The organism is Rhizobium rhizogenes NBRC 13257 (assembly GCF_000696095.1).
GTDB classification, from domain to species: Bacteria; Pseudomonadota; Alphaproteobacteria; order Rhizobiales; family Rhizobiaceae; genus Rhizobium; species Rhizobium rhizogenes.
This window is the reverse complement of record NZ_BAYX01000005.1, coordinates 207,812-232,258: the sequence shown is the minus strand read 5'-3', so window position 1 is coordinate 232,258 and position 24,447 is coordinate 207,812. Positions and strand designations below refer to the sequence as shown.

The 24,447-nt window shown below is 59.3% G+C and carries 22 protein-coding genes; 9 read left to right on the top strand and 13 right to left on the bottom strand.

From position 1 onward, the window contains the following. Positions 1–41: 41 nt before the first annotated feature. Both RRH01S_RS13030 and RRH01S_RS13025 read right to left on the bottom strand, forming a co-directional pair. A complete protein-coding gene (locus tag RRH01S_RS13030; RefSeq protein ID WP_234711687.1) occupies positions 42–1,124 on the bottom strand; it encodes an alpha/beta hydrolase in 1,083 nt (360 codons plus the stop codon). Positions 1,125–1,137: 13 nt separating this feature from the next. Further along, positions 1,138–2,127, bottom strand: coding sequence for an aldo/keto reductase (locus RRH01S_RS13025; RefSeq protein ID WP_037222336.1), 990 nt, complete (start codon positions 2,125–2,127; stop codon positions 1,138–1,140). Positions 2,128–2,287: 160 nt separating this feature from the next. Here RRH01S_RS13025 and RRH01S_RS13020 point away from each other — a divergent pair, with 160 nt between their 5' ends. Continuing rightward, a complete protein-coding gene (locus tag RRH01S_RS13020) occupies positions 2,288–3,181 on the top strand; it encodes a LysR family transcriptional regulator (protein ID WP_034516418.1) in 894 nt (297 codons plus the stop codon). A gap of 73 nt (positions 3,182–3,254) precedes the next feature. Here the strand turns inward: RRH01S_RS13020 and RRH01S_RS13015 are convergent, their stop codons facing one another. Then, positions 3,255–3,857: a dimethylsulfoniopropionate lyase gene (locus RRH01S_RS13015; protein ID WP_034516420.1), complete on the bottom strand. Its 603-nt coding sequence runs from the start codon at positions 3,855–3,857 to the stop codon at positions 3,255–3,257. 48 nt (positions 3,858–3,905) lie between these two features. Further along, positions 3,906–5,942: an NADH:flavin oxidoreductase gene (locus RRH01S_RS13010; RefSeq protein WP_034516421.1), complete on the bottom strand. Its 2,037-nt coding sequence runs from the start codon at positions 5,940–5,942 to the stop codon at positions 3,906–3,908. Positions 5,943–6,088: 146 nt separating this feature from the next. Between RRH01S_RS13010 and RRH01S_RS13005 the strand changes: the two genes are divergently transcribed. The 6 genes from RRH01S_RS13005 to RRH01S_RS12980 all read left to right on the top strand — a co-directional run bounded on the left by RRH01S_RS13005 (position 6,089) and on the right by RRH01S_RS12980 (position 11,220). After that, the gene (locus RRH01S_RS13005; protein ID WP_012650358.1) at positions 6,089–6,718 is read left to right on the top strand and encodes a TetR/AcrR family transcriptional regulator; all 630 of its coding nucleotides are present in this window, start codon (positions 6,089–6,091) and stop codon (positions 6,716–6,718) included. Between the two features lie 13 nt (positions 6,719–6,731). Continuing rightward, entirely contained in the window at positions 6,732–7,526 is a 795-nt protein-coding gene (locus RRH01S_RS13000; protein WP_007695244.1) for a pyrroline-5-carboxylate reductase family protein, read from the top strand. A 68-nt stretch (positions 7,527–7,594) separates the two neighbouring features. Then, on the top strand, positions 7,595–8,596 hold the full coding sequence (locus RRH01S_RS12995; RefSeq protein WP_012650356.1) for an ABC transporter substrate-binding protein: 1,002 nt from the start codon (positions 7,595–7,597) through the stop codon (positions 8,594–8,596). A gap of 99 nt (positions 8,597–8,695) precedes the next feature. After that, complete coding sequence (locus RRH01S_RS12990) at positions 8,696–9,583, top strand: ABC transporter permease (RefSeq protein ID WP_012650355.1); 888 nt, start codon at positions 8,696–8,698, stop codon at positions 9,581–9,583. Beyond that, complete coding sequence (locus RRH01S_RS12985) at positions 9,576–10,643, top strand: quaternary amine ABC transporter ATP-binding protein (protein WP_012650354.1); 1,068 nt, start codon at positions 9,576–9,578, stop codon at positions 10,641–10,643. The genes RRH01S_RS12990 and RRH01S_RS12985 overlap by 8 nt, the downstream gene beginning before the upstream one ends. 373 nt (positions 10,644–11,016) lie before the next feature. Beyond that, positions 11,017–11,220: a cold-shock protein gene (locus RRH01S_RS12980; RefSeq protein WP_007693942.1), complete on the top strand. Its 204-nt coding sequence runs from the start codon at positions 11,017–11,019 to the stop codon at positions 11,218–11,220. A gap of 358 nt (positions 11,221–11,578) precedes the next feature. Here RRH01S_RS12980 and RRH01S_RS12975 read toward each other — a convergent pair whose 3' ends face one another. The 9 genes from RRH01S_RS12975 to RRH01S_RS12935 all read right to left on the bottom strand — a co-directional run bounded on the left by RRH01S_RS12975 (position 11,579) and on the right by RRH01S_RS12935 (position 22,371). Next, positions 11,579–12,103 (bottom strand): invasion associated locus B family protein, encoded by a 525-nt coding sequence (locus RRH01S_RS12975; RefSeq protein ID WP_042472027.1) that lies wholly within the window; start codon positions 12,101–12,103, stop codon positions 11,579–11,581. A gap of 190 nt (positions 12,104–12,293) precedes the next feature. Continuing rightward, positions 12,294–12,770: a DUF4189 domain-containing protein gene (locus RRH01S_RS12970; RefSeq protein ID WP_034516424.1), complete on the bottom strand. Its 477-nt coding sequence runs from the start codon at positions 12,768–12,770 to the stop codon at positions 12,294–12,296. Beyond that, positions 12,767–13,462: a hypothetical protein gene (locus tag RRH01S_RS12965; protein WP_034516426.1), complete on the bottom strand. Its 696-nt coding sequence runs from the start codon at positions 13,460–13,462 to the stop codon at positions 12,767–12,769. The genes RRH01S_RS12970 and RRH01S_RS12965 overlap by 4 nt, the downstream gene beginning before the upstream one ends. Before the next feature lie 14 nt (positions 13,463–13,476). Next, a complete protein-coding gene (locus RRH01S_RS12960) occupies positions 13,477–14,052 on the bottom strand; it encodes an invasion associated locus B family protein (RefSeq protein WP_012650350.1) in 576 nt (191 codons plus the stop codon). 7 nt (positions 14,053–14,059) lie between these two features. After that, on the bottom strand, positions 14,060–18,733 hold the full coding sequence (locus RRH01S_RS12955) for a YadA-like family protein (protein WP_034516427.1): 4,674 nt from the start codon (positions 18,731–18,733) through the stop codon (positions 14,060–14,062). Further along, a complete protein-coding gene (locus RRH01S_RS12950; RefSeq protein WP_034516428.1) occupies positions 18,730–19,149 on the bottom strand; it encodes a hypothetical protein in 420 nt (139 codons plus the stop codon). The genes RRH01S_RS12955 and RRH01S_RS12950 overlap by 4 nt, the downstream gene beginning before the upstream one ends. Before the next feature lie 315 nt (positions 19,150–19,464). Next, positions 19,465–20,184 (bottom strand): helix-turn-helix domain-containing protein, encoded by a 720-nt coding sequence (locus tag RRH01S_RS12945; protein ID WP_229202713.1) that lies wholly within the window; start codon positions 20,182–20,184, stop codon positions 19,465–19,467. A gap of 594 nt (positions 20,185–20,778) precedes the next feature. Then, positions 20,779–20,979 carry a hypothetical protein gene (locus RRH01S_RS12940; protein WP_007695975.1) on the bottom strand — a complete coding sequence of 67 codons (201 nt, stop codon included), beginning with the start codon at positions 20,977–20,979 and terminating at the stop codon, positions 20,779–20,781. A gap of 630 nt (positions 20,980–21,609) precedes the next feature. Beyond that, positions 21,610–22,371, bottom strand: coding sequence for a DeoR/GlpR family DNA-binding transcription regulator (locus RRH01S_RS12935; protein ID WP_012650347.1), 762 nt, complete (start codon positions 22,369–22,371; stop codon positions 21,610–21,612). A gap of 236 nt (positions 22,372–22,607) precedes the next feature. Between RRH01S_RS12935 and RRH01S_RS12930 the strand changes: the two genes are divergently transcribed. Further along, positions 22,608–23,408 (top strand): beta/alpha barrel domain-containing protein, encoded by an 801-nt coding sequence (locus tag RRH01S_RS12930; protein WP_034516430.1) that lies wholly within the window; start codon positions 22,608–22,610, stop codon positions 23,406–23,408. A 3-nt stretch (positions 23,409–23,411) separates the two neighbouring features. Then, positions 23,412–24,365: a PfkB family carbohydrate kinase gene (locus tag RRH01S_RS12925; protein ID WP_034516431.1), complete on the top strand. Its 954-nt coding sequence runs from the start codon at positions 23,412–23,414 to the stop codon at positions 24,363–24,365. The last annotated feature ends 82 nt before the right edge of the window (positions 24,366–24,447 follow it).

The following is a 24,447-nucleotide window of genomic DNA, read 5'->3' as shown; positions in this document are numbered from 1 at the left end:
TTTGATTAGACAGCTAAGTCTGATAGGCTCTAGAAGTTGAGCTAATCAATCCGCGACTTGCCCATGGCGTTTCTTCGCAATTGGTGGCTGCTATTTTTCATGTGACGTTCCCAGAACCGGATAGCGTCCGCGATCCATCCTTCGGCGCTGGTGCCGATGCCGGGTCCAAAGCCGTGACCAAGACCCTTGTATTTATGATACTCGACCTCAGCACCGGCTTGGCGCAGGGCCGCAATGCGTCTTTTCATGAGGGATGGAGGCGCAATTCTGTCTTGCTCGCCAACGACACCAAAGGTGGGAGGCTCCGTGGACGAATGGTCTGAATGGCCAGTGTAAGCCGTCACGACCGCCGATGGTCTGGGAAGGTCGTCGGCCCCGAAAGCGGCGCCGCCATGCGAACCGATCGCCGCCGCCATCCGTGCTCCGGCCGAACTGCCCCACAGGGAATAGTCCCTGATGCCGACACCGAGAGCGCCGGCATTCTTGAAGATGTAGGAGATGGCCCCCGCAAGGTCCTCGGTCGCGACTCTGGCGCCATATCCGGCCCGATATCTCAGCACAAAGACATTGTATCCGCGGCTGCTGATCTCCGAGGCATAAGGAAAGCCCTCGTGAACCGAACCAACATAGGCAAACCCGCCGCCAGGAGAGACAACGGCGAAGGGCGCCCCCGGCTTGCCACGAAAGAAGAACAAGCTAGTGTTCTCTTTGGTTGGATCTTCCCGTTTCTGCGCCTCAGTGTAAAAATCGTAGAATATCGTTTCGCCCTTATTCACGTCATCAATCATGCGATTGAGCGCGGAGACGACATTCATGGGATCCACATGACTGTGATAGGGCAGAAGCGAGCCGATATCGCCAAGGCGCATCGTCTCGTCGTAGGCACGATTGTCCCACGGCAACAGCAATCGACCGAAACCCGCAAATGCCGGAGTGCCCAGCATGTCGGCTATCCGGCTGTCAGGGCGCAAATGTGCGGATGCTCTTTCGTTTGAGTGACGCTCCACATGCATGGCGGCGTCTCCATTGGATTGCGTACCGCGGCTCTCGTCAGCTTCGATAGAAGCTGACGAGAGCAACATCGACAGAGCCATGCAGGCAGAGTGCAGCCCGGAGGTGCCCATTTGCCATCAACCTTTACCGACCAGTCATCTTCAGCGCGGCCTCGGGAAGACGCTCGCCCTGAACTTCGATCTTCGACACCGCCATGTTGATCTCGGCGAGATCGTCCGTGCTCAGTTCGAGATCGACCGCTCCAAGGTTCTCCTCAAGGCGATGCAGCTTGGTGGTGCCGGGGATCGGCACGATCCAGGGCTTTTGGGCGAGCAGCCAGGCAAGCGCGACCTGCGCCGGCGTTGCGCCCTTGCGTTCGCCGACGGCTCTGACGAGATCGACCAGGGCGAAGTTCGCCTTGCGGGCCTCGGGTGAAAAGCGGGGCACATTGTTGCGGAAATCGGTCGGATCGAACTTGGTGTTCTCGTCAATCTTGCCGGTCAGGAAGCCGGCACCCAACGGGCTGAATGGCACAAAGCCAATGCCGAACTCCTCGAGCACCGGCAAAAGCTCCACCTCCGGCCCGCGCCAGAACAGCGAATATTCGCTCTGAACCGCCGTGATCGACTGGACGGCGTGCGCCCGGCGGATCGTCTGGACGCCCGCTTCGGAAAGACCGAAATGCTTGACCTTGCCCGCGGAAATCAGATCCTTGACGGCGCCAGCCACATCCTCGATCGGCACCTGTGGATCGACGCGATGCTGGTATAGGAGATCGATGCGATCGGTCCGCAAGCGCTTGAGGCAGGCATCGACAGCGGCCTTGATATGCTCAGGCTGGCTGTTGGTACCCCCACGGCGCTCGCCGGTTTCCAGGTCGATATCGAAGCCGAATTTGGTGGCGATAACCACCTTGTCGCGGATCGGGGCGAGCGCGTCACCGACAAGCTCCTCGTTGGCGAAGGGGCCATAGGATTCGGCGGTGTCGAAGAGCGTCACGCCACGATCATGGGCGGCCCGGATGAGCTTGATCATCTCGGCCTTGTCGGCCGGCGGTCCGTAGAGGGCGCTCATGCTCATGCAGCCGAGGCCGAGAGCGGATACTTCGAGATTTCCAATCTGTCTCTTTTTCATCGTCGTTCTCCTTGATGTCTGAAGGCGCTACCCATCAGCAACAACCATGCGCCGCAACGCCATTCGTTTCGTCATTTTGCGGATTGGCCTGAATTTAACGTGTCTGGTGCCATGCGATTAGATGTTATAATCTGCATGTTCCTATAAGATGGACTAATCAATGCCGCATGAAAACTTCAACGATCTCGCTGCTTTCGCCACCGTTGCAAAGGAGCGTAGCTTCACAAAGGCGGCAGCAAAGCTTGGGGTTTCGCAATCCGCCCTGAGCCAGACCATCAAAGCATTGGAGGAGCGGCTTGGGCTCCGCCTGCTCACGCGTACGACGCGCAGCGTGGCTCCAACCGACGCCGGTGAACGCCTGCTGCAAACTGTCGCGCCGAGGTTCGATGAAATAGAAGCAGAGCTCGCGGCGTTGAGTGAGTTGCGCGAGAAGCCGGCCGGCACAATACGCATCACGGCTGGCGAGCACCCGACCATCTCCGTGCTTCAGCCCGTTCTCAAGCGGTTTCTGCCGAACTATCCCGACATCAACGTCGAGATCATCGTCGACTACGGCCTGACCGACATTGTCGCCGAAGGCTTTGATGCCGGCGTCCGCATGGGCGAACAGGTGGCAAAGGACATGATCGCGGTGTGCATCGGTCCCGAGATGCGGATGGCGGTCGTCGGATCACCGGCCTATTTCGAGAAGCGGCCTGCTCCGCAAACGCCACAGGACCTCACCGCGCATAGCTGCATCAATATGCGGCTTCCGACCTATGGCGGGCTCTTTCCCTGGGGTCTCGAGAAGGACGGACGAGAGGTGAAGGTGCGTGGCGAAGGGCAGCTCGTCTTCAACAACCTCGGTATGAGGCTGCATTCGGCCCTGGACGGGCTGGGGGTGGCCTACATGCCGGAAGATCAGGTGCTCCCCTACGTTGCTGAGGGGCGACTTACCCGGGTTCTTGAGGACTGGTGTCCCTATTTTCCCGGCTATCACCTTTACTATCCGAGCCGGAGGCACTCTTCACCTGCCCTGACCTTGCTTGTCGACATCCTCCGCTATCGTGGGTAGCTGACGCAAACAAAGGCTCTCACCGACCGGGGCGGTGGTCGCACTATTCTCGATTATTCTCGGCCTTGGCCAGTCAGTGCGGTCTTTCGGCCAACAGCGCCCAGAAGGCGAGGAACGTTGTCTCGACCGATCTCATCGCGTGTTTGATTCCGGGCTCATTATAAAACGACCCGCCGATACCGGGAGAAAACCAGTCCCCCTCCCCTTGCTGGAACTCCCCCTTAGACAAGACGAGGTAGACTTCCTCGGGCGCGTGATCGTGATCCGGATAACGCACATGGGGCACCATTAAAGTGACGCCAATCCATAGGTCGCTTCGCTCCTCCAGTCCGCCAGGACCGATGATCATTGCGTTGGCGTGGCCATCGGCAAAATTTGGGCTTTCCGTACCGTCACGCTTGGTCCGCTGGCGCCATTCAAGGTTCGACTCGATCCCCTTGAAACATTCGACCAACCGCCGAAGCGCAGGTTCTGAAGTATCGATGGAAAGCGCCTCGTCAAGGTTTTTGCAGACAGGGAGACGGCGCCCCGGCCCTTCCCGTCCAAGGCCTGGGTGCTTGAGGAGCGTAAAAATCTGGGGGATGGAGCGGCGGGCCTCCGGTGCCTTGGCGAATTGGTCGAACGCCGCAAATGCCGCATCCACGAAAAATTGCAGGTTCTCGCTGCGTTCGATCATATCATTGCCTCCAGAAACGTGGACCGACGAACCGGTCCGCCCTCACCATCAAATGTCTTTCGCGATACGCAGCCCGTCATAGATGGCGGCATGCGTGTTTCGCGCGGCGACGGCATCGCCGATGCGGAATAACTGGAATTTTCCATTGGTATTGCGAACCACAGACTGAGGCCGGCCATCTAGAAGCTCGTCGTGCGAGATTTCGCCAAGGTTGCTCGAAAGAGGCTTCAGTTCGAAATAGAGTTCATCAAGCGGGATGGTCCCGTGATTGATGACGATCTGATCAAAGCTGCGCTGCTTGGAAACCCCGCCGTAATCGCTGCCGACATGGGCCACCAGCTGGTTGCCGCTCTTCTCGACCGCTTCCAGCCGGTAGGTGACGGTGAAGGTCACATCCTGCTTCTGTAAGGAGCGCATATACGGCACCAGGTTCATCGCCATGACTTCCGGAGCAAAGGAGCGATCCGGCGTCATGATCTCGACCTTCGCGCCGGCTTTGGCGAGAAATTCCGCGGCCTGAAGACCGGCATGATCGCCGGCGTCGTCGAAGACCAGGACATTGCTTCCCGGCTTCACGTCGCCTGAGATGATGTCCCAGGAGGAAACGACGAATTCGTCGCCCTTCGACAGCACCTCGGTATGCGGCAGGCCGCCGGTGGCGACAATGACGACGTCAGCATTTTCGGCCGCAATCGTTTCGGCATCCGCCCAGGTATTGAAGCGAAAGACGACGCCATGCTTTTCGCATTGGCTCATCCGCCAATCGATGATGCCGATCATTTCGCGGCGGCGCTCGCTCTGAGCCGTCAACCGGATCTGCCCGCCAGCGTTGTTGGCGGCCTCCAATACGACGACCTCATGGCCGCGCTCGGCGGAAACGCGAGCGGCCTCCAGACCTGCCGGACCGGCGCCCACGATGACGACCTTCTTGCGAATCTCAGCCTTCGCAATGACATGCGGCATGGTCTCTTCGCGACCGGTCGCCGCATTATGAATGCAGAACGCCAGACCGCCCTGGTAGATGCGGTCAAGACAGTAGTTGGCGCCGACGCAGGGGCGGATGTCGTCTTCCCGCTTTTCCATGATCTTTCGGATAATATGCGGGTCCGTCATATGGGCGCGGGTCATGCCGACCATGTCGACCTTGCCCGCCGCGATGGCATGACGGGCCGTTGCCACATCCTGGATCTTGGCGGCATGGAAGGTTGGGAAATTCGTTGCCGCGCGGATTTCACCGGCGAAATCGAGATGCGGAGCGCTGGCCATGCCCTGGATCGGAATGACATCGGTCAGGCCGGGATCCGTATCGATATGGCCGCGAATGACGTTCAGGTAGTCGATCAGGCCGCTTTCCTTCAGGCGCCTAGAGATTTCGATGCCTTCGGCCTTATCCGTTCCGCCGGGAAGACATTCGTCGGCGGTGTAGCGAACACCGAGAATGAAATCGTCCCCTACCCGTTTTCGTATCGCCGAGAAGACGTCGAGACAGAAACGCATACGGTTTTCGAGCGAGCCGCCATAGGGGCCGTCGAGCTCGTTGGTGACCGGAGACATGAACTGATCGATCAGGTGGCCATAGGCTTCCAGTTCCACACCGTCCATGCCGCCCGCCTTCATCCGCTCCGCCGCATCGGCAAAGTCCTTGATGATGCGCTCGATGTCCCAATCCTCCAATTTTTTCGGGAAGGCACGGTGCGCTGCCTCGCGATGATGGGAGGGCGCCAGAACAGGAAGCCAGTCGCCCTTGTCCCAGCGCGTACGCCGGCCGAGGTGGGTGAGCTGGATCATGATCGCGGCGCCCTGTTCGTGGACGGCATCCGTCATTTCCCTGATCCACGGAACGATCTCGTCCTTGTAGGCAAGGAGGTTGTTGAAGACCGGAGGACTGTCTCGCGAGACTGCAGCCGATCCCGCTGTCATCGTCAGCGCCACGCCGCCCTTTGCCCGCTCGACGGTGTAGGCGCGATAACGTCCCTTCGGCATGCCGTCCTCCGGATAGGCCGGCTCGTGGGAGGTCACGATAATGCGGTTCCGCAGGGTCAGATGCTTGAGTTTATAGGGCTGAAGGAGGGGATCGTTCGACATGGCCATGCTCCGGAATAAAAAACGCCGGAGCCGACGCTAGGTGCAATGTACACATGTGTCAACGACGAAAACAGATACGTCATTCCTATAGACACTTCTGTACATTCGCGTTGTGCGACCGCTGACAATTTGTTACGAAGTCAGCTATGGATCAGACGTTGAACGACACCGGTTGGCGAGGATCGCAGGAAGGGTGGCTTGAGGCCGCCTACCACTCCATGCTCGATTCCGGCATAGATTCGGTAAAAATCCTCCCTCTCGCGAAAAAGCTCAATCTCTCACGAACAAGCTTCTACTGGTTCTTCAAGGATCGCGAGGAACTACTGGCCGCGCTCGTTACGCGGTGGCGCGACAAGAATACCGGCGGTATCGTCAAGCAGACGGAGGCCTATGCGGAATCGCTGGCCGAGGCGATGCTCAATGTCTTCGATTGCTGGCTCAACAACGAGCTGTTTGATGCGAAATTCGAATTTGCAGTCCGCAGCTGGGCGCTGCAATCAGGCGAAATCCTCGAACAGGTCCGCGAGGCCGATCAGACCCGCATCGAAGCCCTGAAGCGCATGTTCATTCGCTTCGGCAACTCCGAGATCAACGCCGATGTGAGGGCGCGAACGACCTACCTAGTGCAGATCGGCTATATCTCCATGCAGACGCAGGAGGACCTCGCCGTCCGCATGAAGCGGATTCACGAATATATCGCGATTTTCACCGGTCAGGAGCCGCAGCAGAGGGAGCTCGATCGCTTCTTTTCCCGGCACGGCTATAGGCCTGACTAGAAGGGGCGCAGATATGGTCGGCTCCTTGGGAATTGGCATAATTGGCGGTGGCGGCTGGCTTGGCGGAGCCATCGCCGGCTCGCTTCTAGATGCGGGCCTGGTTGAGCCGCACAGGCTCTCGCTCTCCTATCGCATAGAGCAGCCGCAACGTTTTGCAGATGCTTTCTGGACGACCGACAGCCAAGCCCTTGCCGACCGATCGGATGTGATCATTCTCTCCGTCCGGCCGGCCGACTGGAGTGGCCTGACGGTCGACGTCCGGGGTAAGCTCGTCATCTCCGTCATGGCGGGTATCCGCCTGGGCGCGCTGTCCGACCGGCACAATACGGGCCGCGTGATCCGTTCTCTTCCGAACGCCGGCGCCGAAGTCGGCAAATCCTATACGCCCTGGATCGCCTCAAATGAGGTCGGTGACGATGACCGCGCCACCGTCCGAGCCATCTTCGACACATGCGGATCGCAGGACGAGGTCACAAGCGAGGCGGATATCGATTATCTGACCGGCCTTTCCGGGTCCGGGCCTGCCTTTCCCGCCTTGCTGGCATCAGCGATGATGCGCGACGCGATTGCCTATGGGTTGTCCGAAAAGATCGCCCGGCGGGCGGTCACGACGGTGCTGGCAGGCGCCGGCCGTCTGATCGAGCACCGCGAGGACTGTCCCGACGACATTGTTAAAGCCTTTCTCGACTACCGTGGCACCACCGCGGCGGCCATTGAAGGCATGCGTGCCGCAGGATTCGACGCTTCCGTCGCGAACGGGCTATCGGCAGCATTCAAGAAATCGGTAAGTATGGGAGATGCTTCCTGACAACCGTTGAGTGGGTGTTCTGCGGCGCCCCACTCAGTTCTAAGGGCCGCACAATAAAGGGAACGAGAATGAAAAAATTGCTTGCGTCCACAATCTTGATATCCGGCCTCCTCGGAGGAGCTTCCTTTGCCAGCGCCGCCGAATGCGGCAGCGTCACTATCGCCAGCATGAATTGGCAGAGCGCCGAGGTCCTTTCCAATCTCGACAAGATCATTCTGAACGAAGGTTACGGCTGCCAGGCAGAGATCACTGTCGGCGACACCGTTCCGACAATCACCTCCATGGCGGAAAAGGGTCAGCCGGACATCGCGCCGGAAGCATGGGTCGACCTGCTCCCAGACGTCGTGAAGAAGGGAACGGAAGAAGGCAAGATCGTTGCGGTCGGCTCCCCACTACCGGACGGCGGCAATCAGGGCTGGTGGATCCCGAAGTACCTCGCGGACGCCCATCCCGACATCAAGACCATCCCCGACCTCCTGAAGCATCCGGAGCTCTTCCCGGATCCCGAAGATCCGTCAAAGGGTGCTATCTTCAACGGCCCTCAAGGTTGGGGCGGAACTGTCGTCACCTCGCAGCTCTATAAAGCCTTCGGCGCGGAAAAAGCCGGCTTCACGCTGGTGGACACAGGGTCGGCCGCCGGTCTCGACGGCTCCATCGCCAAGGCTTATGAAAGCAAAAAGGCATGGGTAGGCTACTACTGGGCGCCCACCGCTCTGCTCGGCAAGTATCCCATGGTGAAGCTGGAGGCAGGCGTTCCTGCTGACGCCGCGGAGTGGAAGCGCTGCAACACGGTTGCCGATTGCCCGGACCCGAAGCCGAATGCATGGCCGATCGACAAGATCGTGACCCTCACGGCCAAGCCCTTTTCTGAAAAGGCCGGCCCCGAAGTCATGGACTACCTCGCGAAGCGCTCCTGGAGTAACGAGACCGTCAACAAGCTGATGGCCTGGATGACCGACAATCAGGCAAGCGGCGAAGATGGTGCCAAGCACTTCCTGAAGGAAAACAAGGACGTATGGACGAAATGGGTTTCGCCAGAAGCAGCCAAGAAGATCGAAGCTGCCCTGTAAACTCCTATCCTGCGGTGCGCGAAAGCGCACCGCCTCTCAGCAGCCGACAAAATCAAAAAGACTTGAGCCACGGCTTCTTGCACGAAGAAGGGGAACCGAATGGAATGGTTTTATAAATTTCCTCACATGGACGATGACGCGCTGCGGAATCTAAAGAAGGCGATAGACGACGGTTTCCGCGGCTTCACACGCGCTTATGGCGACACGATCGAAAGCCTGTTTTCACCGCTGCAACGCTTTCTCATCGCCGCCGATCGCTTCATGACGCAGACGCCGTGGCCAATCATTACTCTCATCATTCTTGTGATCGCCTGGTTTGCGACCCGCAGCCTGAAGATCGTATTCAGCTGTCTCGTCATTCTGCTGCTGATCGGCTATTTCGACATGTGGGACGACACCATGCGGACGGTCTCGATGATCTTCGTCTGCACCATCCTGTCGATTGCCATCGGCATTCCGATCGGAATCCTGATGGCACGCTCCAACACGGTTCAAAGGATCATCAATCCTATCCTCGACGTGATGCAGACCATGCCGAGCTTCGTTTACTTGATCCCGGTCGTCATGCTGCTCGGGATCGGCAAGGTCCCGGGCCTGATCGCCGTCGTCATCTATGCCATCCCGCCCATGATCAGATTGACCGACCTCGGCATCCGGCTTGTCGACAAGGACGTGCTGGAGGCCGCGGACGCATTTGGAACCTCGAACGCTCAAAAGCTCTTCAAGGTCCAGCTGCCGCTCGCGCTACCAACCATCATGGCCGGCATCAACCAGACCATCATGATGGCCCTTGCCATGGTCGTCGTCGCCTCGATGATCGGCGTGCAGGGCCTCGGCCAGCCCGTCCTGAAGGCGATCGCCAACCAGTACTTCACCTTGGGAATGTTCAACGGCCTTGCCATCGTCGGCATCGCCGTCATCTTCGACCGAGTCAGCCAAGCCTATGGCAAGAGGCTCCAGAAGCATCGGGAGATCGTCCATGGCTGATCAACATTTCGGCGGGATCAAGATCCGCCACCTGTACAAGATTTTCGGCCCTAACCCAATGGCTCACGTCGATGCCGTTCAGAAAGGGCTGACGAAAGCCGAGCTGAACGAAAAGCATGGCCATGTGCTCGGTCTGAGAGACATCAATATCGAGATCTCGTCCGGCTGCATCCAGGTCATCATGGGTCTTTCCGGTTCGGGCAAGTCCACCCTCATCCGGCACATCAACCGGCTGATCGACCCGACCGCCGGCGAGGTGCTGGTGGACGGCGTGGATGTCGTCAGGATGAACGAAGCCGAGCTTCGCACCTTTCGCCGCCATCAGACGGCGATGGTCTTCCAGAAATTTGCGCTGCTGCCGCATCGCAACGTCCTCGATAACACGATGTTCGGCCTCGAAGTCCAGGGTATCGAACGCTCAAAGGCTCGCGATGTTGCCATGCGCTGGCTGGAACGGGTTGGATTACGGGGCTTTGAGCAGAAATATCCCAACCAGCTTTCCGGCGGCATGCAGCAGCGTGTCGGCCTGGCGCGCGCCCTTTCCAACGACGCTCCGGTCTTGCTGATGGACGAGGCCTTCTCGGCGCTCGATCCGCTGATCCGCATGGATATGCAGACGGTTCTCCTCGACATCCAGAAGGAGATAAAGAAAACCATCGTCTTCATTACCCATGACCTCGACGAAGCGCTTCGCCTGGGTGACCAGATCGCCATTCTGCGCGATGGCGAAATCATTCAGCAAGGCACCAATCAGGACATCGTCCTGCACCCTGCCGACGAATACGTCGCTAACTTCGTCAAGGAGGTCAATCGCGGGCGTGTTGTCCATGTCGAGGCTGTCATGCGGCCTTTGCGGGCTGGCATGGCTTCGACTGGAACTACGATCGCCGCCGGCTCAACCGTCGAAGAAGCCATGCGATTGCTGACTTCGGCGCCGGATGGCGATGTCGTCGTGACCTCGGCTGCAGGAGACCCGGTGGGGCTGGTCAATTTGCGCGAGCTCGCTGGCGCAATGGTCAATTCGCACACCTCGGCTCCGCACGCGACCGCAGCGCAATAAACCGGCTGTACGCGCAAGCCAAGCGTACGCCTTCCCTTCGGCGGGAGAAGACCAGCGCTCTGGTCATCGAGCGTCGAGTGTACGGGGCGGAAAATCTGTGCCGGCTCGCCGCCGAGCCGTGAGTCGTTTCAGAGATCCGCCGCCCGGCGCGCGACGGACGGCACCTTTTGTGACCGGATTATGGACATCGTTGAGCTGATCGTCAGGGCTATTGTGGCGAAAATGGCCGCGACTACTGTGATTTTTCACCCCAAGCCGAAACCTGAGACTGCATCTGCCTTGGGAAAAGCTTGCTTACTTGTAGCCGCCCGAGTGTATGCGCTATAAGGTTGACGCGCGCGCTAAATGGCCGTGGAAGTTAAGAGGAAGTGTTATGCCGACTGGTACTGTTAAGTTTTTCAATGAAGACAAGGGATTTGGCTTCATTACCCCCGAAAATGGTGGAACGGATGTGTTCGTTCATGTTTCCGCTCTGCAGCGGGGCGGTTCGCTCAGAGAAGGTGAGAAGGTAAGCTACGAACTGGGCCAAGATCGCAAGACTGGCAAGTCGAAGGCCGAGAATGTCAGCGTGCTCTGATCACACGTATTAAATGATCGACCACGGATTTAGCCTGTTTCACTATTGGAACAGGCTAAATCCGACCTGGGTGCAAACCATCCTTCAGGGCAAAACTACCCTGACGGGCAAATTGGGTTTTGCTCGTCAACGGATCATCATTGTCATAAGGCGGCACCGGGGGAAAAGTGCTGCTGTTCGCTTCTTGGTTTGCTTCGTTGCAGGCGTCAACCAGTACTCGGTCTACGGGAAATCACATTTTCAATCTTACGTATATTGCGTCGACAACGTTGCCATTCAGCAACATATTCGGCGTGTGGGATGCAGGGGCTTGTGGTTCGAACACAGAAAGGTGGTTTGGCCTGCTTCCCCGGAACTCCTACCTGGGGCTCAGGGCCGCAACGCGATCGAGAGCGGCCGAGAAGCCCTGCAGCGACACCGGAAAGCTCAGTGGCTTGTCCGCATCAGCGATAACCTTGAGATTCAGGCGCGAGCCGGTCCGCAGCTTTGTGACTGTCGCCGCATCGATTGGAAGCAAGGCTATGCATCCTGTCGGCAAGCACGTGCGGAAGCGCACCGGCTTCAAAGGCGGCTGATCATCGACATTCGGCGTCACGCCTGAGTCGAGGACGATGCCGAACGGGAGGAGAAGCGTTGCGACGGCGCTGCCATCGGGACGCATCTGCATCTCGACGGCCAGCAGCCGTTGACCATTCTGCTGGGTCTGATCCTGGGAAAGCGCGCATGCCGGCGCCTTGTTGCGCTGGCCGCACGCAACCCGCCAGTCCTGATAAGTCTCCTGCAGGGTGGTTGCGCCGTTTGGCAGAGCGGACTGGGCAACGGCCGCGGGAGCAAGGCCGAACGCGATGCTCGAACAAAGAAGAGCAACCTTCGCACGAGACATGCGGGCAATTATCTTATTAAGAGAAATCAATATCGAGATGGACAAAGGGATACGTCTTTCCATTTAGAGGAGGACAGATCTTCGGTTGTGCCGCAAGATGCTGACAAACGGGAAATCGAGGTCCGCGATGACCGCCAGAAGCTTGGCCCCTATGGCTTCCGTCCTGGCGGTCCAAAAGATTATGAGCCGGTCACGTACACACCCACTCACGGACCTTGCATTGTGTCCCCGAAAGCTCGCATGCCTTGAGGGCAAGGTCTTCGGCTTCGCGGCGCGTCGGTGCCGAATTAGCGCCCCACGGCGTCACGCGCTTGTTTTCTTCCTTGCTGATGGCGAGCGCGCCGCAATGATTGTAGGGAAAACCGGTGTTATCGTCGTCATCCCAATGCCGGTGATTGCGGAAGACGGTAACCACGGTGCATTTGCTGCCCCCGTCCCGCTCGCAATGCTTGAGCGCGATATCCATTGCTTCCTGCCGCTTGTCGGCACCCCAGAAGAAACCGTGCTTTTCATCAGGCGTGGAATAGGCGATCGCCGCCCAGATGCCGCGCTCTTCCTGAGGCGGAGGAACCGGCGCCTCCTCGGCCGTAAAGAGATCAGCCGCACCCAGCTGTCCCGCGGAGACAAACAACATGCCGATTGCAGCGATGACGAATCTCGATCTCATTTTGCGTTCCCTTGTTTTCCTGCTGCCGAGGCCACGGAAATGACGACGCAGCCGTTTCCGGTTGGCAGAAGCATCGCGTCGCCTCCATCATTGGCCAGTTCGTAGACGCCGACCTGCCCGAGAGTATTGACGAGCTTGCTTCCGTTCGGAAACTTGGCCGAAATATCAGGGCAAGAGGCGGTAAACGGTGCGACACGAACCATTGAGCCCTCGCAGCCGGATGCGACGGGTGCCGCGAATACGACGCCGGCCGCCGGGCCGCTATAGCCTTGCGTGGCATAATTCATGCCCACAAGTGCCTGTACTGCATGCTTGTCGGCTGCCTTGTTGTTCCACACCGACTGGACGTTATATTGGGTGCCGCTCGTCAGCAGCTCTCCGAGAACCGGAAAGACGGTGGAGCAGGATTGCAGGCCTGCCTGCTTGGTATGCTGCAGAAACGGTGTATCTGCCAGCGCCGGGTTGGCGTCATTCGTCGCGGCAATTGCCGGCTGCGATATGAGGTCCCCGACAACATGGTATCGCACGGCGGCGTAGCCGGCAGCACCGACAACGGCAATTGCCAGCAACGAAAGAACCGTCGTTTTCCACCAGTTTCGCTTCGGCTTTGCCTGGTCGTCGTCGGCGCTCTGAACAGCAATGCCGCCCTGGCTCCGGGACATGATTCGATCATGGATTGATTGCTGGTTCATGGAAAATCTATCCGTCACTTGATCGCCTTAACGGCGGTGGAAAGGCCCTTGAGGGGTGCGGTTACGCTGATCGTCTGCCCATCCATCGTCGGATAGGAGATTGTGGGTGCCGAGCTTTTTGAAATCTGTTCACGCAGGATGGGACCCACCGGCAACATGCCGACGCAAACCGTCTTGCTGCATCCGTCGAGCCGAACCTGTATCGGTTCCTTCCGCCCCTCGAACCTCAGCGAGATCCGGCCATCGCTCTTGGCAACCGGCGCCGTGCGCAGGATCATATAGGGATCGCCCCCTTTTGTGGCCGCAAGCGACCAACTGAAAGCAACCTGTCCTGCCCCATTCTCGATAATCTGGGTAGCGTTGCAAACCCGCTGGCGAACCTTCAGGTTTTCGTCGCAGATCAGCGTCCAGTTTTCAAACGGACGAATGATCCTCTGGTAATCGCCAAGTTTCAGCTCCGAAGGCACGATGACTTCGGAGGGTTTTATTCGATAGTTGGAAGAGGCTACTTCCTGTCCGGCCGCATGCGGACCGGACAGGAGCAGGCAAGCCATGAAAACCGCGGTGCGGGAAAGCGCTCCCTTGAACATGGCTGGCTCAATTCAGAGTGAAGCTGAGACCGGCGCCGATACCCACCTGCCCACCGGCTGCCGTACCCGACAAGTTCCCGCGAACCCGGCCGTTTTCGCTGGTGTAGCCGGCGCCGAAGGCCAGAGCGCCCTCGCCCCGCCACAGGCCACCGCCGACCGACACGCTGAGCTTGCCGGGGCGATCGTCGTAACGAAGCGATGCCGCAGCAAGCCCGATTGCGGCCGCCTGTCTCGCCTCCGACCGTACGTCGCCAATCTCCCGGTTCAATTGACCGAATTTCTGGTCCGTATAGTTGTTAGCCGCAGTCAAGCCACCGGCAACAGCCGTGTCCGTGTAGGAGTTGGCCTGGGTGATACTGTCGCCCAATTGAGCGACATTGACGGCATCGGTGGGGGCTACACCCTTGCCGACATTGGAGATGACCACCGGCGCGTTGACGTCGCCGCCCTGCAGGGTGATGCTGTTCTTCTTGCTGCCGTCGGAATTGAGATCATACGTGACGGCGTTTTTGGTGATGGTCCCAACGCCGGTCTGCAGATCATTGATCGCCGAATTAGTCGCGTTGAGCTGCGATCCGTTGATCGCGTCGGTGCTATCGGCGGAAATACGGCCGGCGGCGACGTTCGTAATGGTCCTTTCCGCCCCCTGAGAGCCTACACTCACGGTTCCGACGGGCGCGGTGCCGGCAAAATCATAGGTCTTGCCCTGAATGACCGTGCTGGAGGTGCCAACAGCCGCCTGTGTTACGGAACCGGAGCCCAATGCCACATCATTGGCATTGTTGGCCTGCGCGCCCTGACCGAGAGCAACGCCACCCTGCCCAGCAGCCGTGGCTCCATGACCGGCAGCCAGGCTGTCCGTGCCGCTGGCAACACTTTCCGGACCAATCGCAACACTGTTGGCGCCCGAAGCTGCGGAATCCGCCAGTGTCGAGTTGGCGTGGAAATACTTGATGCCGCCGCCACTGGTGATGTTGGTCAGCGTGTTGTCGACCGCGCCGAAGGCATCATAGACCGTCGAATAATTGTTGCCCTGAATGTTGTAGGTGGGACCGGTGATTGATCCATCCGGGTTTACCGTCGTGTTGCCACCGATCAGGCTGGTAATGTTGGTGCCGAGACCCTTAAGCTGGCTGACATTGACGGCATCGGTGTCCGCCGACCCTGCCGCGAGATTGGTCAGCTTGCGTTCCGATCCGGCCGAGCCGATCGACACTTCGCCGACCGAGGTTTGCGGGCTCGTAAGGGCAAAACCAGTATAGTTCGTCTGCGCCCCCACAGAGGTTATGGATTGCGCGCCAAGCGCAACGCTATTGATGTTGTTGCTTTGCGCACCCGCGCCGAGCGCCACCGATTGGATGCCCGCCGCCGTCGAGTTCGTGCCGATTGCAACGCCGTCCGCCAGCATGACATGGGCATTCTGACCGATGGCCGTGCCGCCAGGTGCAACCTGATCGACGATCGCACCGTTGCCGATACCGATGCCATTGTCGCCGTTGACCACCGTTGTTGGGCCAACTGCCACCGACTCGGCGCCAACGGCAAGAGAATCGCCGGCGGCAGAGTTGGCGTGGAAGTATTTGCTCGGCGTCGCCGCAACCGACGCAATGGCGCCCTGCAGCTGGCGAACCGTGACGGCATCCTGAGCGCTGGTGCCGTCGGCAACATTGGTGATTTGCCGGTAAGACGTGTCCGAGCCGACCGATACCGCGCCCAGCAACGTTTTATCGGTCGTATTGTATTGAATGAAGTTCGTCGGACCGGCCGCGATCTGGCCGGTGGCCGGCGCCAGGGCACGGTCGGAGATCGAGCCGGAACCAAGCGCTACGCCGCCATCGATGGTGGCCTGGCTTTCTCTTCCAAGCGCGAGCGAACTGTCGGCGACCGCGGTTGCGTTATATCCGACCGCGGTAGAACCGATACCTTGAGCGGAGGAGTCGCTGACGGCAAGCGTCCGGTCATTGGTCCGCACATACCGGATGCCATCACCATTGGCGTCGGTATAGGTCGTCGACGTGTCGCCGGCGATGTTGCTGATCGTATTGCCGAGATTGCTGATGTCTGTCGTGTTCTGCGTGACCTGGCTTCCGAGACTGTCGACCGCCTGGTTCGTGGCAAAGAGCTGCGAGCCGTTGATCGCATCCGTCGAGGACCCGTTGATCCGCCCCGCCGCAACGTTGGTGATGGTACGCTCGGCGCCGACCGCACCGATGCTGACCGTCGAGGCCGGCGTCGTGCCGGCGAAGTTGTAGGTCGTGCCGTTGACCACGGCACTCGCCGTGCCGACGGCGACATCGGTGACACTGCCCGAGCCGAGCGCCACGGCGCCTGCATTGCTGGCGGTGGCGTTGGGGCCTAACGCCACCGCATCCGCGGCGCTGGCATTCGCTTGTTTGCCGAGTGCGGTCGCTTGCGCGTCGGTAGCAAACGCGTTCTGGCCGATCGCGGTGCTGGACAAGCCTGTTGCGTTGGCATTCGGTCCGACGGCGGTGCCGTAGTCGCCCGAGGCCTTGGATATGTAGCCGAACGCCGTTCCGTTGAGGCCAGATGCAACCGCGCCGTTGCCGATGGCCGAGGCGGCGGAGCCGGAGGCGCTCGCATTTGTGCCGGCCGCGATGGCGCTCGCCCCGGCCGCGGTTGCGACGGGTCCGATCGCGATCGAATCCGTCCCCGTTGCCGACGAGTCCACCAGCGTCGAGTTGGCATGGAAATACTTGATGCCAGCGCCAGCGCTGATGTTGGCGATGTCGGTGGTGTTCTGGGTGACCTGCTGGTTGGTCGCAAAGAGCTGCGAGCCGTTGACGGCATCCGTCGAACCATTGTTAAGCCGACCTGCCGCGACATTCGTAATGGTGCGCTCGGCACCCGCCGCACCGACGCTCACCGTCGAGGTCGGAGTGGTGCCGGCAAAATTGTAGGTGGTGCCACCGATAACAGCGCTCGGCGTCCCTACGGCTGTCACGGTTGTCGAGCCGGAACCCAGCGCCACGTCGCCGGAACTCGCCGTCGCCGTTGCACCATTACCCAAGGCCACATTGCCGACGAAACCACTTGTCCCTGCGGTGGAACCGTTACCGAGCGCCACGGAACCCTGGCCGATCGCCTTGTTGTTGTTACCGATAGCAACCGCGCCGCTCGCCTGGTTGGCGGCGGTGGCAGTCGCCGTGCCATCGCTATTGGCGATATTGTTGGCGCCGCCGGTGAAGGCGCCGGTGCCGCTGGCATAGCTCGGATCGCCGATGGCGACCGCACCGTCGCCGTAGGCGGTGTTGCCCGCGCCGATCGCGACAGCCTTGCCACCGGTTGCGGTCGCGGTCGTGCCGATGGCAACGGCGTCGGCAGAATCAGCCTTGGCGTTGTTGCCCACGGCGATCGCCGATTCGGCACTGGCTACGGTGCCGATGCCGAGTGCGGTGCTGCCGGCCCCGCTGGCGTTGGCGCTAACGCCGGCAGCGAGAGAATTGTCTCCTGTCGCCTGCGTCCCAGATCCATACGAAGAGGCGTTTGTTCCGCTGGCGACAGCTTGGCGTCCAGTGGCAGTGGAATTGTCGCCACTGGCGTTGGCACCGGCGCCCGTGGCAACCGATAGAACACCGCCGGCATTTGCATTGTTGCCGAGAGCGACGCCGGAGGTCGCGGTGTTGGCAACGATTGCGCCCGATCCTATCGCCACAGCACCACCGGCAGCAAGCGTCTGTGCCTGATTGCCTAAGGCAACACCAAAGGCTCCCGACGCTACCGTGCTGGGGCCGGCGGCGAGCGAGTTAACGCCCGATGCGGCTGCTGACTTTCCGATGGCAATGGCGCCCGTGCCCGTCGCCTGGCTTTGGCGGCCGATCGCGGTGGCATCGACTTGAGAGGCCAATACGTCCGTGCCGATGGCGATGGCGCTCTCTTGAAGGGCGCCCATTCCCGCAACAGTTCGGTTGCCAAGATTGATGGAGTTGATCGCGGTCGAGGTCGCCTGGAAACCGATGGCGATGGCATTCTGGTTGCTTGCGGTAGCGCTATTACCTTGGGCAATCGAATCCAGCCCGGACGCTGTCGCCCCAAACCCGAGCGCGGTGGCGCGCAGCCCGGTCGCCCGGGTAACATAGCCGATCGCTGTCGACTCTGTTCCGTCGGCACGCGCGTTCAAGCCAAAGGCGGACGCACCTGCGGCTGCGACCGAGTTGACGCCAATTGAGCTTGCTGCGTCTCCAGTGGCCTGGGCGTTCCCGCCGATGGCGAGAGCGTTGGTGCCGGTCGCGCCCGCGAAAACACCAATGCCTATGGCATTGAGGCCATTGACACCCATCGAATAGCCGATGGCGATCGAAGCAGCGCCCGTTGCACTGTTAGAGGTGCCCAACGCTACGCTGTTCGTGCCATTCGCTTGGGCACCGTTACCGATGGCGACGGCGTTGCCAGCGGACGCCGTGCCGCCGCCCGCAGCATACTGCGCCATCGCCGGGCTGGCGATGCCGCCGAATGCGATCGCACCCAGCGCCACCGCCCCGCCGAATCCCAGCGACCCGAGCCCCAACCCCTTACGCTTCGTGCCAAGCGTGCGGTGCGCCAGGCGCAATACCGCCATCAGCCGCCGACGAAGCGAACGACTGTCGCTTCTCCCCGAAATCCAATTTCCGACAAAACCGGCATGAGACTTAGACTGCAGACGTTCCCCAACGCACTTCATCATGCTGCTTTCTCCTCGCTGTTGTCTGAACGACCGAGCGCGCTTGTGTCCGCTTCGGCGGCTGTGTCGTCGTTGAAATTATGTAGTTCCAGAAGCGTGTGCCCCATCCTGACGGCTTGGCTTTCTATCTGCTCACGCGCGCTCAAGACCCATGACTCCGTCGGTTCCGGAACCGCATGCAATGCTGCATCCGCCCGATCGGGGGGAAGTTTCATCGCCACCAACGCGCGGCAGATATCGAAATGAAGGGCCGGCTCCCGCTCGGCATAGGCCGGAGAGGTTAATCCGAAGACGAGGCAGGCAAATAGATGATCAAACTCCGCGCCGGTGAGGCGGCTGGCGTATTGCCGTTGCAAGGCAGTCCAAGCTACCTCGACTTTCGGAGCAAAGATTTCAAAACCAGAGAATTGAGTGTCCATAGCGCACCGAATGGTTACGGTGACGAGGATGGCTTCATTCGCGGCGGCGGTATTTTAGAAAATTACGGACTATTTTTAGAAAATTACGGTTTTTTGCTTAGCCAGCGACAAGTGTATCAGCTTTGCCACACTGACTTCAGGCAGCTAATATTTCAATGATATGGCGAGGGTAGCACCAGCCTCAACTCTCGAATCGGATGGAATAGCGTTGCCGTCACGCGTGGCCCTCCCTGGGCAGGCGTTTTCGGCGACAAGTCTGGAAAATCGGCCCTTGGCCGGATCTGTTCGAGGCTCTAGCGCTGAAGCTCGTGACGATTATCCCATAAATCGCAGCTCTGTCGGCGTCTTTCCCCTGTATCTCTTCATCGTGGTGGCCAAATGGCTTTGATCCGCAAATCCGGTCATATAGGCGATTTCGGCAATCGCGATCTCGCCGTCGATCAGCAGCTTTTCGGCGAAGTCCAGGCGCAGGTTGATGAGATAACGATGCGGTGGCATGCCGAATGTCCTGGCGAACCGCAAGATGAAATGGTTCGGTGAAATACCGGCGACCGCCGCGAGCTCGGCGACATGTACCTTTTGGGTAAAATGCTCGCGAAGGTACTCTTCCACGCGTCGAGCGCTTTTCGCGGAGAGCCCACCCTTGGGCAATGGGAGCTGTTTCATGGGGCTTGCGTAGGTACGAAGCAGATGAACACCGAATAGGGTAACCAACGAATCGAGATAGAGTTCATTCGGAGTTGCCTTCCCAGTTAACTCGACGGAAATCCTCCGGGCCATATCGAGGGCGCGGAGGTCGACGGTGCCGAAAGCGGGCGGCTGAAGCTCCACGTTGGCGAGATCGAGCTCCTGAAGAGCCAATTCGGACAACGTTTCCGGAGGTATCGCTACGACGAGATTTTTTCTGGTTTCCGTCCAGGCAAGACTACTGTCCACGCCGGCGGGATTAACGGCGATGCAGCCAACCGGTGCATCATATTCCGTGATCCTGTCGCTGCCGAGCGAGGCTCTCAACTTCTGTGTGGGGTTCAACACAATTCCAACGGCATGCTCCCTGGCCAGGAACGTCTGCGACCCAGGACTGCGGATGGAGTGTATCACGCTTCCGCGCGCGGTGGCCTTTCTCGGGCCAGCGCTTTGAGGAATTATATCGAAGACATATCGATCTGTCCGCCCGGGATCGACGGCGCGGTAGCCGCCTCGTTCCCGAGCCACTTCCGAATCATTCATTCTGTACCGCCCCGCCGAACGAAATACTGCATGCACGAACAAACAGGTAGAATCTCAATCAAAGATTGAAATCCCTTGTTTTCCCAACCCTGTTTACGCAACGCCGCCCGCAAAGTCGGCGTATCGCGCGAATTGCAAATAGGGCAAAACATTCAGTTGTGAAGGAGGAATCGTGCGCAAGGCGAAAGAAAGAAATAACCGATGCAATCAAACGACAGTAGCGTTCTTCATCGATAAGCGCCGAGGCCTCTGGGGCGAATCGGTCGATTTCTGGTCGCTCATCATATTGGTGGCCAAGCTGTCGACCCCACTGCACGCAACCACACTTTATAGTAGTTATTTCTGCAATAAATACAGCGCAAAGAGACGTATCGCGAACATGCCGGACGGCGCTATTTGTTACAGATCTCCGCGACGTTTCTCATACAGATCCCATGCGAGATCCACCAGCGCCAGAAGAACATCCTTCTGATTCCATCCAGCTACAACCGCCGACTCGACCATCTCTTGGACGACAGGCAGCAATTGGCGCTGGCACTCGCTCGAGATGTCGGCAGCGGCATCACCCGCTGGAGGCTCAGTGAAGTTGAACTCGACCATTAGTACTCCTGTGTGATCAATATATATCCGTTATGATATTCCTAATATAAAATTAATCGAGAATGAAACACAGATTCTTCTCAGGACAATGCCAAATCACGCCAACTCTATGCTTCACTGCGCCCGCGCAGGTCAGGGTGGCTTTGTTCGAGACTTGGTACTTAATGGAGCGACCTATTCTAAATACTATACATTGCAATATGCCTATTCGATAATCTAAGCATCCATGAGCTCGACATTGATCAGGATGGCGACATATAAGGCGCGACCCGCATTGGCGTTATACGTGCTCGAAAGCGACTATGCACCAAGACTGACGCACAGGAAGTCAGCCCTAATCGCCTTTAAAAATGTCGGCTTCAAGATCACCCCATTTCAGACCAGAGCATCAGCTACGAGCAGCCATCACAAGGAACGTGGCGGATTGCAGCGACTTCAGACAAGCAGATACATGCTATTGCGCTCAATCCGAATAGCTATGCCGACGCCGGCCGTCTCGGCGACGACGGTTCGCTCCATATGTACGCCTGGGATTGCGTGGCCGGTATTGCCTCGTGGAAAAGGCCGGCGGCTGGCATCACCTTTTCCCATCAAAGATGAAGAAAGGTCTTCTCGCAGATCATTCGCCGCTCATGCGTAGCGGACTTCCACGCCTAGTTTTTCCACGCGATTACGGATGCTGTGCGGCATGTTGCTGTCCGTGATGATCAGATCGACCCGCGATACGGAAAAGGCCTTGGATGAGGCCCCGATATCCCATTTGCTGGAATCCGCCACGAGAACCACGCGGCGGGCCATGCGAACCAGATTGCGCTTGGTGCGGGCAATATCCTCCGAAACATCGACGACGTCGAAGGACTGGTCGATCGCGTGGGCGCTGACGAAGGCCTGATGCGCGACGAGGCCGCCGAGCGCCTTGTCGGAATCCGAGACGATCGTGCTGACGGTGCTCGGAAAGACCCGGCCGCCGATCATGTGCACATCAAGTCCGGGCCGGTACATCAGATGCTGCGCGATGTTCATGGCGGTCGTCGCCACCACCACGTTGGAGACTGGCGGCATCTGCATGGCCACCTGCAACAGGGTGGAGCCGCTGTCGAAGACGATCGATTGGTTATCGATGATCTGACGCGCCGCCAACTGGGCAATCCGCCGCTTGGCGTCGAAATTGCGCTGCATGCGTTCTTCGAAAGCGGCAGCCGGGGAATCGGCGGGAAGAGCGATCGCCCCTCCATGGGTTTTGATCAACTGCTTCTTGGCGTCCATGATTTCGAGATCGGACCGGATCGTCACTTCCGAAACCTCGAAAAACTCCGCGAGTTGACTGGTACGCGCCTGACCGACCCGCTGAAGCTCCAACAAGATCTGATGCCGTCGTTGTTCTGCAAGCATATGCGACCCCAAAACTGCCTTTGCCGATGATCGGTCTACTCTTTCGAAAACCGAAAGACTACCTATCGCACTATCTGACTTCCAAAAAGCAAAAAGTCGATACTACCAGGTGATAGAGTGGCAAAAAATCCAGAATTGGATCAAAACGAAAGAAATCGAAATATTGAACATTGTTTTATTTTCGAGTTAGGGTCCACGCAACATCAGCAACCGCAACCGTAAAGGGATTTTTCGAAATGGGTCTCGGAACAAAAATTCGCCTCTCCCGTCTGTTCTCAAATCCGTCAGGCAATCTTTTCGGAGGCGCGGTCGATCATTTCGTCGGCTATGGCAACGTGCGTGAAGGTGGGCTTGCCGACCTACCGGGTGCGCTGAGGCGCGTCATGAGCGGCCGCCCCGACTACATCAGCATTCAGCCGGGCGCGGCGCGTCATCTGTGGTCGGAATATGCTGGCAAGGCGGCACTGGTCATCCAGGCCGGCTGCTTCACCGCTGACGACCGCATTCGCCAGCTCATCGCAACGCCTGAGGACGCGGTGCGTTACGGCGCCGATGCCCTGGCAGTCGCCATTCCGGTGCGCGGCGATACCGAGGGCGAATATATCCGCTGGCTGACCGATACCGTGAATGCCGCCGCCCGTTTCGAAATGCCCGTTGTCGCCCATGTCTATCCGCGCGACTTCGCCAATGGCGGTAAGATCGTCTTCACGCCGGATGAAATCGCCTATGCGGTGCGCATCGGCTACGAAACCGGCGTTGATGTCATCAAGGTCGGCTACACCGGCGATTTCGACAGCTTCCGCGAAACAGTGGCGACCTGCCCGGTCCCCGTCGTCATCGCCGGCGGCCCGAAGACGGATACACTGCTGGGCGCCCTGAAGCAGACGTCCGACGCCCTGCGGGCCGGCGCCAAAGGTGCCGTGGTTGGCCGCAATCTCTGGGGTCACGGCGACACCACCAAGGCCGCGCGGGCCTTCAGGCTCGTCATCCATGATGGAATGACACCGGAAGAGGCGCTGACCGCTGCCGGTGCGTGAGACATGCCCCACCCTTTCCATGTTCTGGGCTTCGGCGCTCTAGCAATCGACGACATTATCTATGTCGACCGGGAGCTGACGGCCGGCAAGGGGAAAGTGACGAAGCGTGCCACCGAGCATGGCGGCAACGTGGCGACGGCCCTGGTGGCCGTTGCCCGGCTCGGCGGACGCGCCGCATTCATCGGCTGGCTGAACGATCAGCCGTCAACCGATGTCGGCGGCAAAGAGCTTGAACGGGATGGCGTGGACATATCCCTGGCACCGCGCCATCCCTCCGCTCAGCCGATCCGATCGGTGATCACGGTCGGCCCCGACGGCGACCGGTTCATTGCCTACGACGACGATGTGCTGCATGGCACTTCGGAAGCACTGCCGGATGATGTGCTGACGCAGGCGCCGGTACTCCTGATCGACGGCTATTCCGTACACTCGCAGTCAGTGGTTGCGCGTGCGCGCTCGCTTGGCCTCTCCGTTGTCGCCGATATCGAATGGACTGCCGGTCCGGCGACCGACCGGATCGTGGCCCTGGCCGATCATCTGGTGTTGCCGATCTCCTTCGCCAAGTCCCATACGGGCGAGAGCAATCCTGCCGCGATCCTCGAAAAGCTCTGGTCCGCTGAGCGCTCTGCGGTCGTGCTCACCGACGGCGATTGCGGTTCTTACGTCCGGCAGAAGAATGATGCCAACCTCTGGCACGTTCCGACCTATGCGGTGCAGGCGGTCGATACGACCGGCGCAGGCGACTGTTTTCATGGTGCCTATGCTTTCTCCCTGGCGGAAGGGAAGGTGCCTCTCGATTGCGTGGTCTACGCCACGGCTGCTGCCGCCATTTCGGTAACGGCACATGGTGGGCGCAGGGGATTGCCCGATAGCCGGACGTGCCAGGCCTGGATGACGGGTGAAAATGCGCCCGTCCCTCGTGTCTTCGACGTCCGAGTGCCATCTGCGTCTGCATGATTGGGCGCAGTCGATGCCCGTGCCAATAGCATTGCAATGCCCGCCGGTCGCAATCCCGCAGAAAAAGAGGATTGGAAGGTGG

What these genes read in the sequence shown, in the direction of transcription:
- RRH01S_RS13005 (WP_012650358.1), top strand. Translation starts at nt 6,089, where the DNA reads ATGGATCAGACGTTGAACGACACCGGTTGGCGAGGATCGCAGGAAGGG.
- RRH01S_RS12940 (WP_007695975.1), bottom strand. Translation starts at nt 20,979, where the DNA reads ATGGTCGAGTTCAACTTCACTGAGCCTCCAGCGGGTGATGCCGCTGCC.
- RRH01S_RS12955 (WP_034516427.1), bottom strand. Translation starts at nt 18,733, where the DNA reads ATGATGAAGTGCGTTGGGGAACGTCTGCAGTCTAAGTCTCATGCCGGT.
- RRH01S_RS13015 (WP_034516420.1), bottom strand. Translation starts at nt 3,857, where the DNA reads ATGATCGAACGCAGCGAGAACCTGCAATTTTTCGTGGATGCGGCATTT.
- RRH01S_RS13000 (WP_007695244.1), top strand. Translation starts at nt 6,732, where the DNA reads ATGGTCGGCTCCTTGGGAATTGGCATAATTGGCGGTGGCGGCTGGCTT.
- RRH01S_RS12965 (WP_034516426.1), bottom strand. Translation starts at nt 13,462, where the DNA reads ATGAACCAGCAATCAATCCATGATCGAATCATGTCCCGGAGCCAGGGC.
- RRH01S_RS13025 (WP_037222336.1), bottom strand. Translation starts at nt 2,127, where the DNA reads ATGAAAAAGAGACAGATTGGAAATCTCGAAGTATCCGCTCTCGGCCTC.
- RRH01S_RS12980 (WP_007693942.1), top strand. Translation starts at nt 11,017, where the DNA reads ATGCCGACTGGTACTGTTAAGTTTTTCAATGAAGACAAGGGATTTGGC.
- RRH01S_RS12970 (WP_034516424.1), bottom strand. Translation starts at nt 12,770, where the DNA reads ATGAGATCGAGATTCGTCATCGCTGCAATCGGCATGTTGTTTGTCTCC.
- RRH01S_RS12995 (WP_012650356.1), top strand. Translation starts at nt 7,595, where the DNA reads ATGAAAAAATTGCTTGCGTCCACAATCTTGATATCCGGCCTCCTCGGA.
- RRH01S_RS12960 (WP_012650350.1), bottom strand. Translation starts at nt 14,052, where the DNA reads ATGTTCAAGGGAGCGCTTTCCCGCACCGCGGTTTTCATGGCTTGCCTG.
- RRH01S_RS12935 (WP_012650347.1), bottom strand. Translation starts at nt 22,371, where the DNA reads ATGCTTGCAGAACAACGACGGCATCAGATCTTGTTGGAGCTTCAGCGG.
- RRH01S_RS12930 (WP_034516430.1), top strand. Translation starts at nt 22,608, where the DNA reads ATGGGTCTCGGAACAAAAATTCGCCTCTCCCGTCTGTTCTCAAATCCG.
- RRH01S_RS12925 (WP_034516431.1), top strand. Translation starts at nt 23,412, where the DNA reads ATGCCCCACCCTTTCCATGTTCTGGGCTTCGGCGCTCTAGCAATCGAC.
- RRH01S_RS13030 (WP_234711687.1), bottom strand. Translation starts at nt 1,124, where the DNA reads ATGGGCACCTCCGGGCTGCACTCTGCCTGCATGGCTCTGTCGATGTTG.
- RRH01S_RS12990 (WP_012650355.1), top strand. Translation starts at nt 8,696, where the DNA reads ATGGAATGGTTTTATAAATTTCCTCACATGGACGATGACGCGCTGCGG.
- RRH01S_RS12975 (WP_042472027.1), bottom strand. Translation starts at nt 12,103, where the DNA reads ATGTCTCGTGCGAAGGTTGCTCTTCTTTGTTCGAGCATCGCGTTCGGC.
- RRH01S_RS12985 (WP_012650354.1), top strand. Translation starts at nt 9,576, where the DNA reads ATGGCTGATCAACATTTCGGCGGGATCAAGATCCGCCACCTGTACAAG.
- RRH01S_RS12950 (WP_034516428.1), bottom strand. Translation starts at nt 19,149, where the DNA reads ATGGACACTCAATTCTCTGGTTTTGAAATCTTTGCTCCGAAAGTCGAG.
- RRH01S_RS13020 (WP_034516418.1), top strand. Translation starts at nt 2,288, where the DNA reads ATGCCGCATGAAAACTTCAACGATCTCGCTGCTTTCGCCACCGTTGCA.
- RRH01S_RS13010 (WP_034516421.1), bottom strand. Translation starts at nt 5,942, where the DNA reads ATGTCGAACGATCCCCTCCTTCAGCCCTATAAACTCAAGCATCTGACC.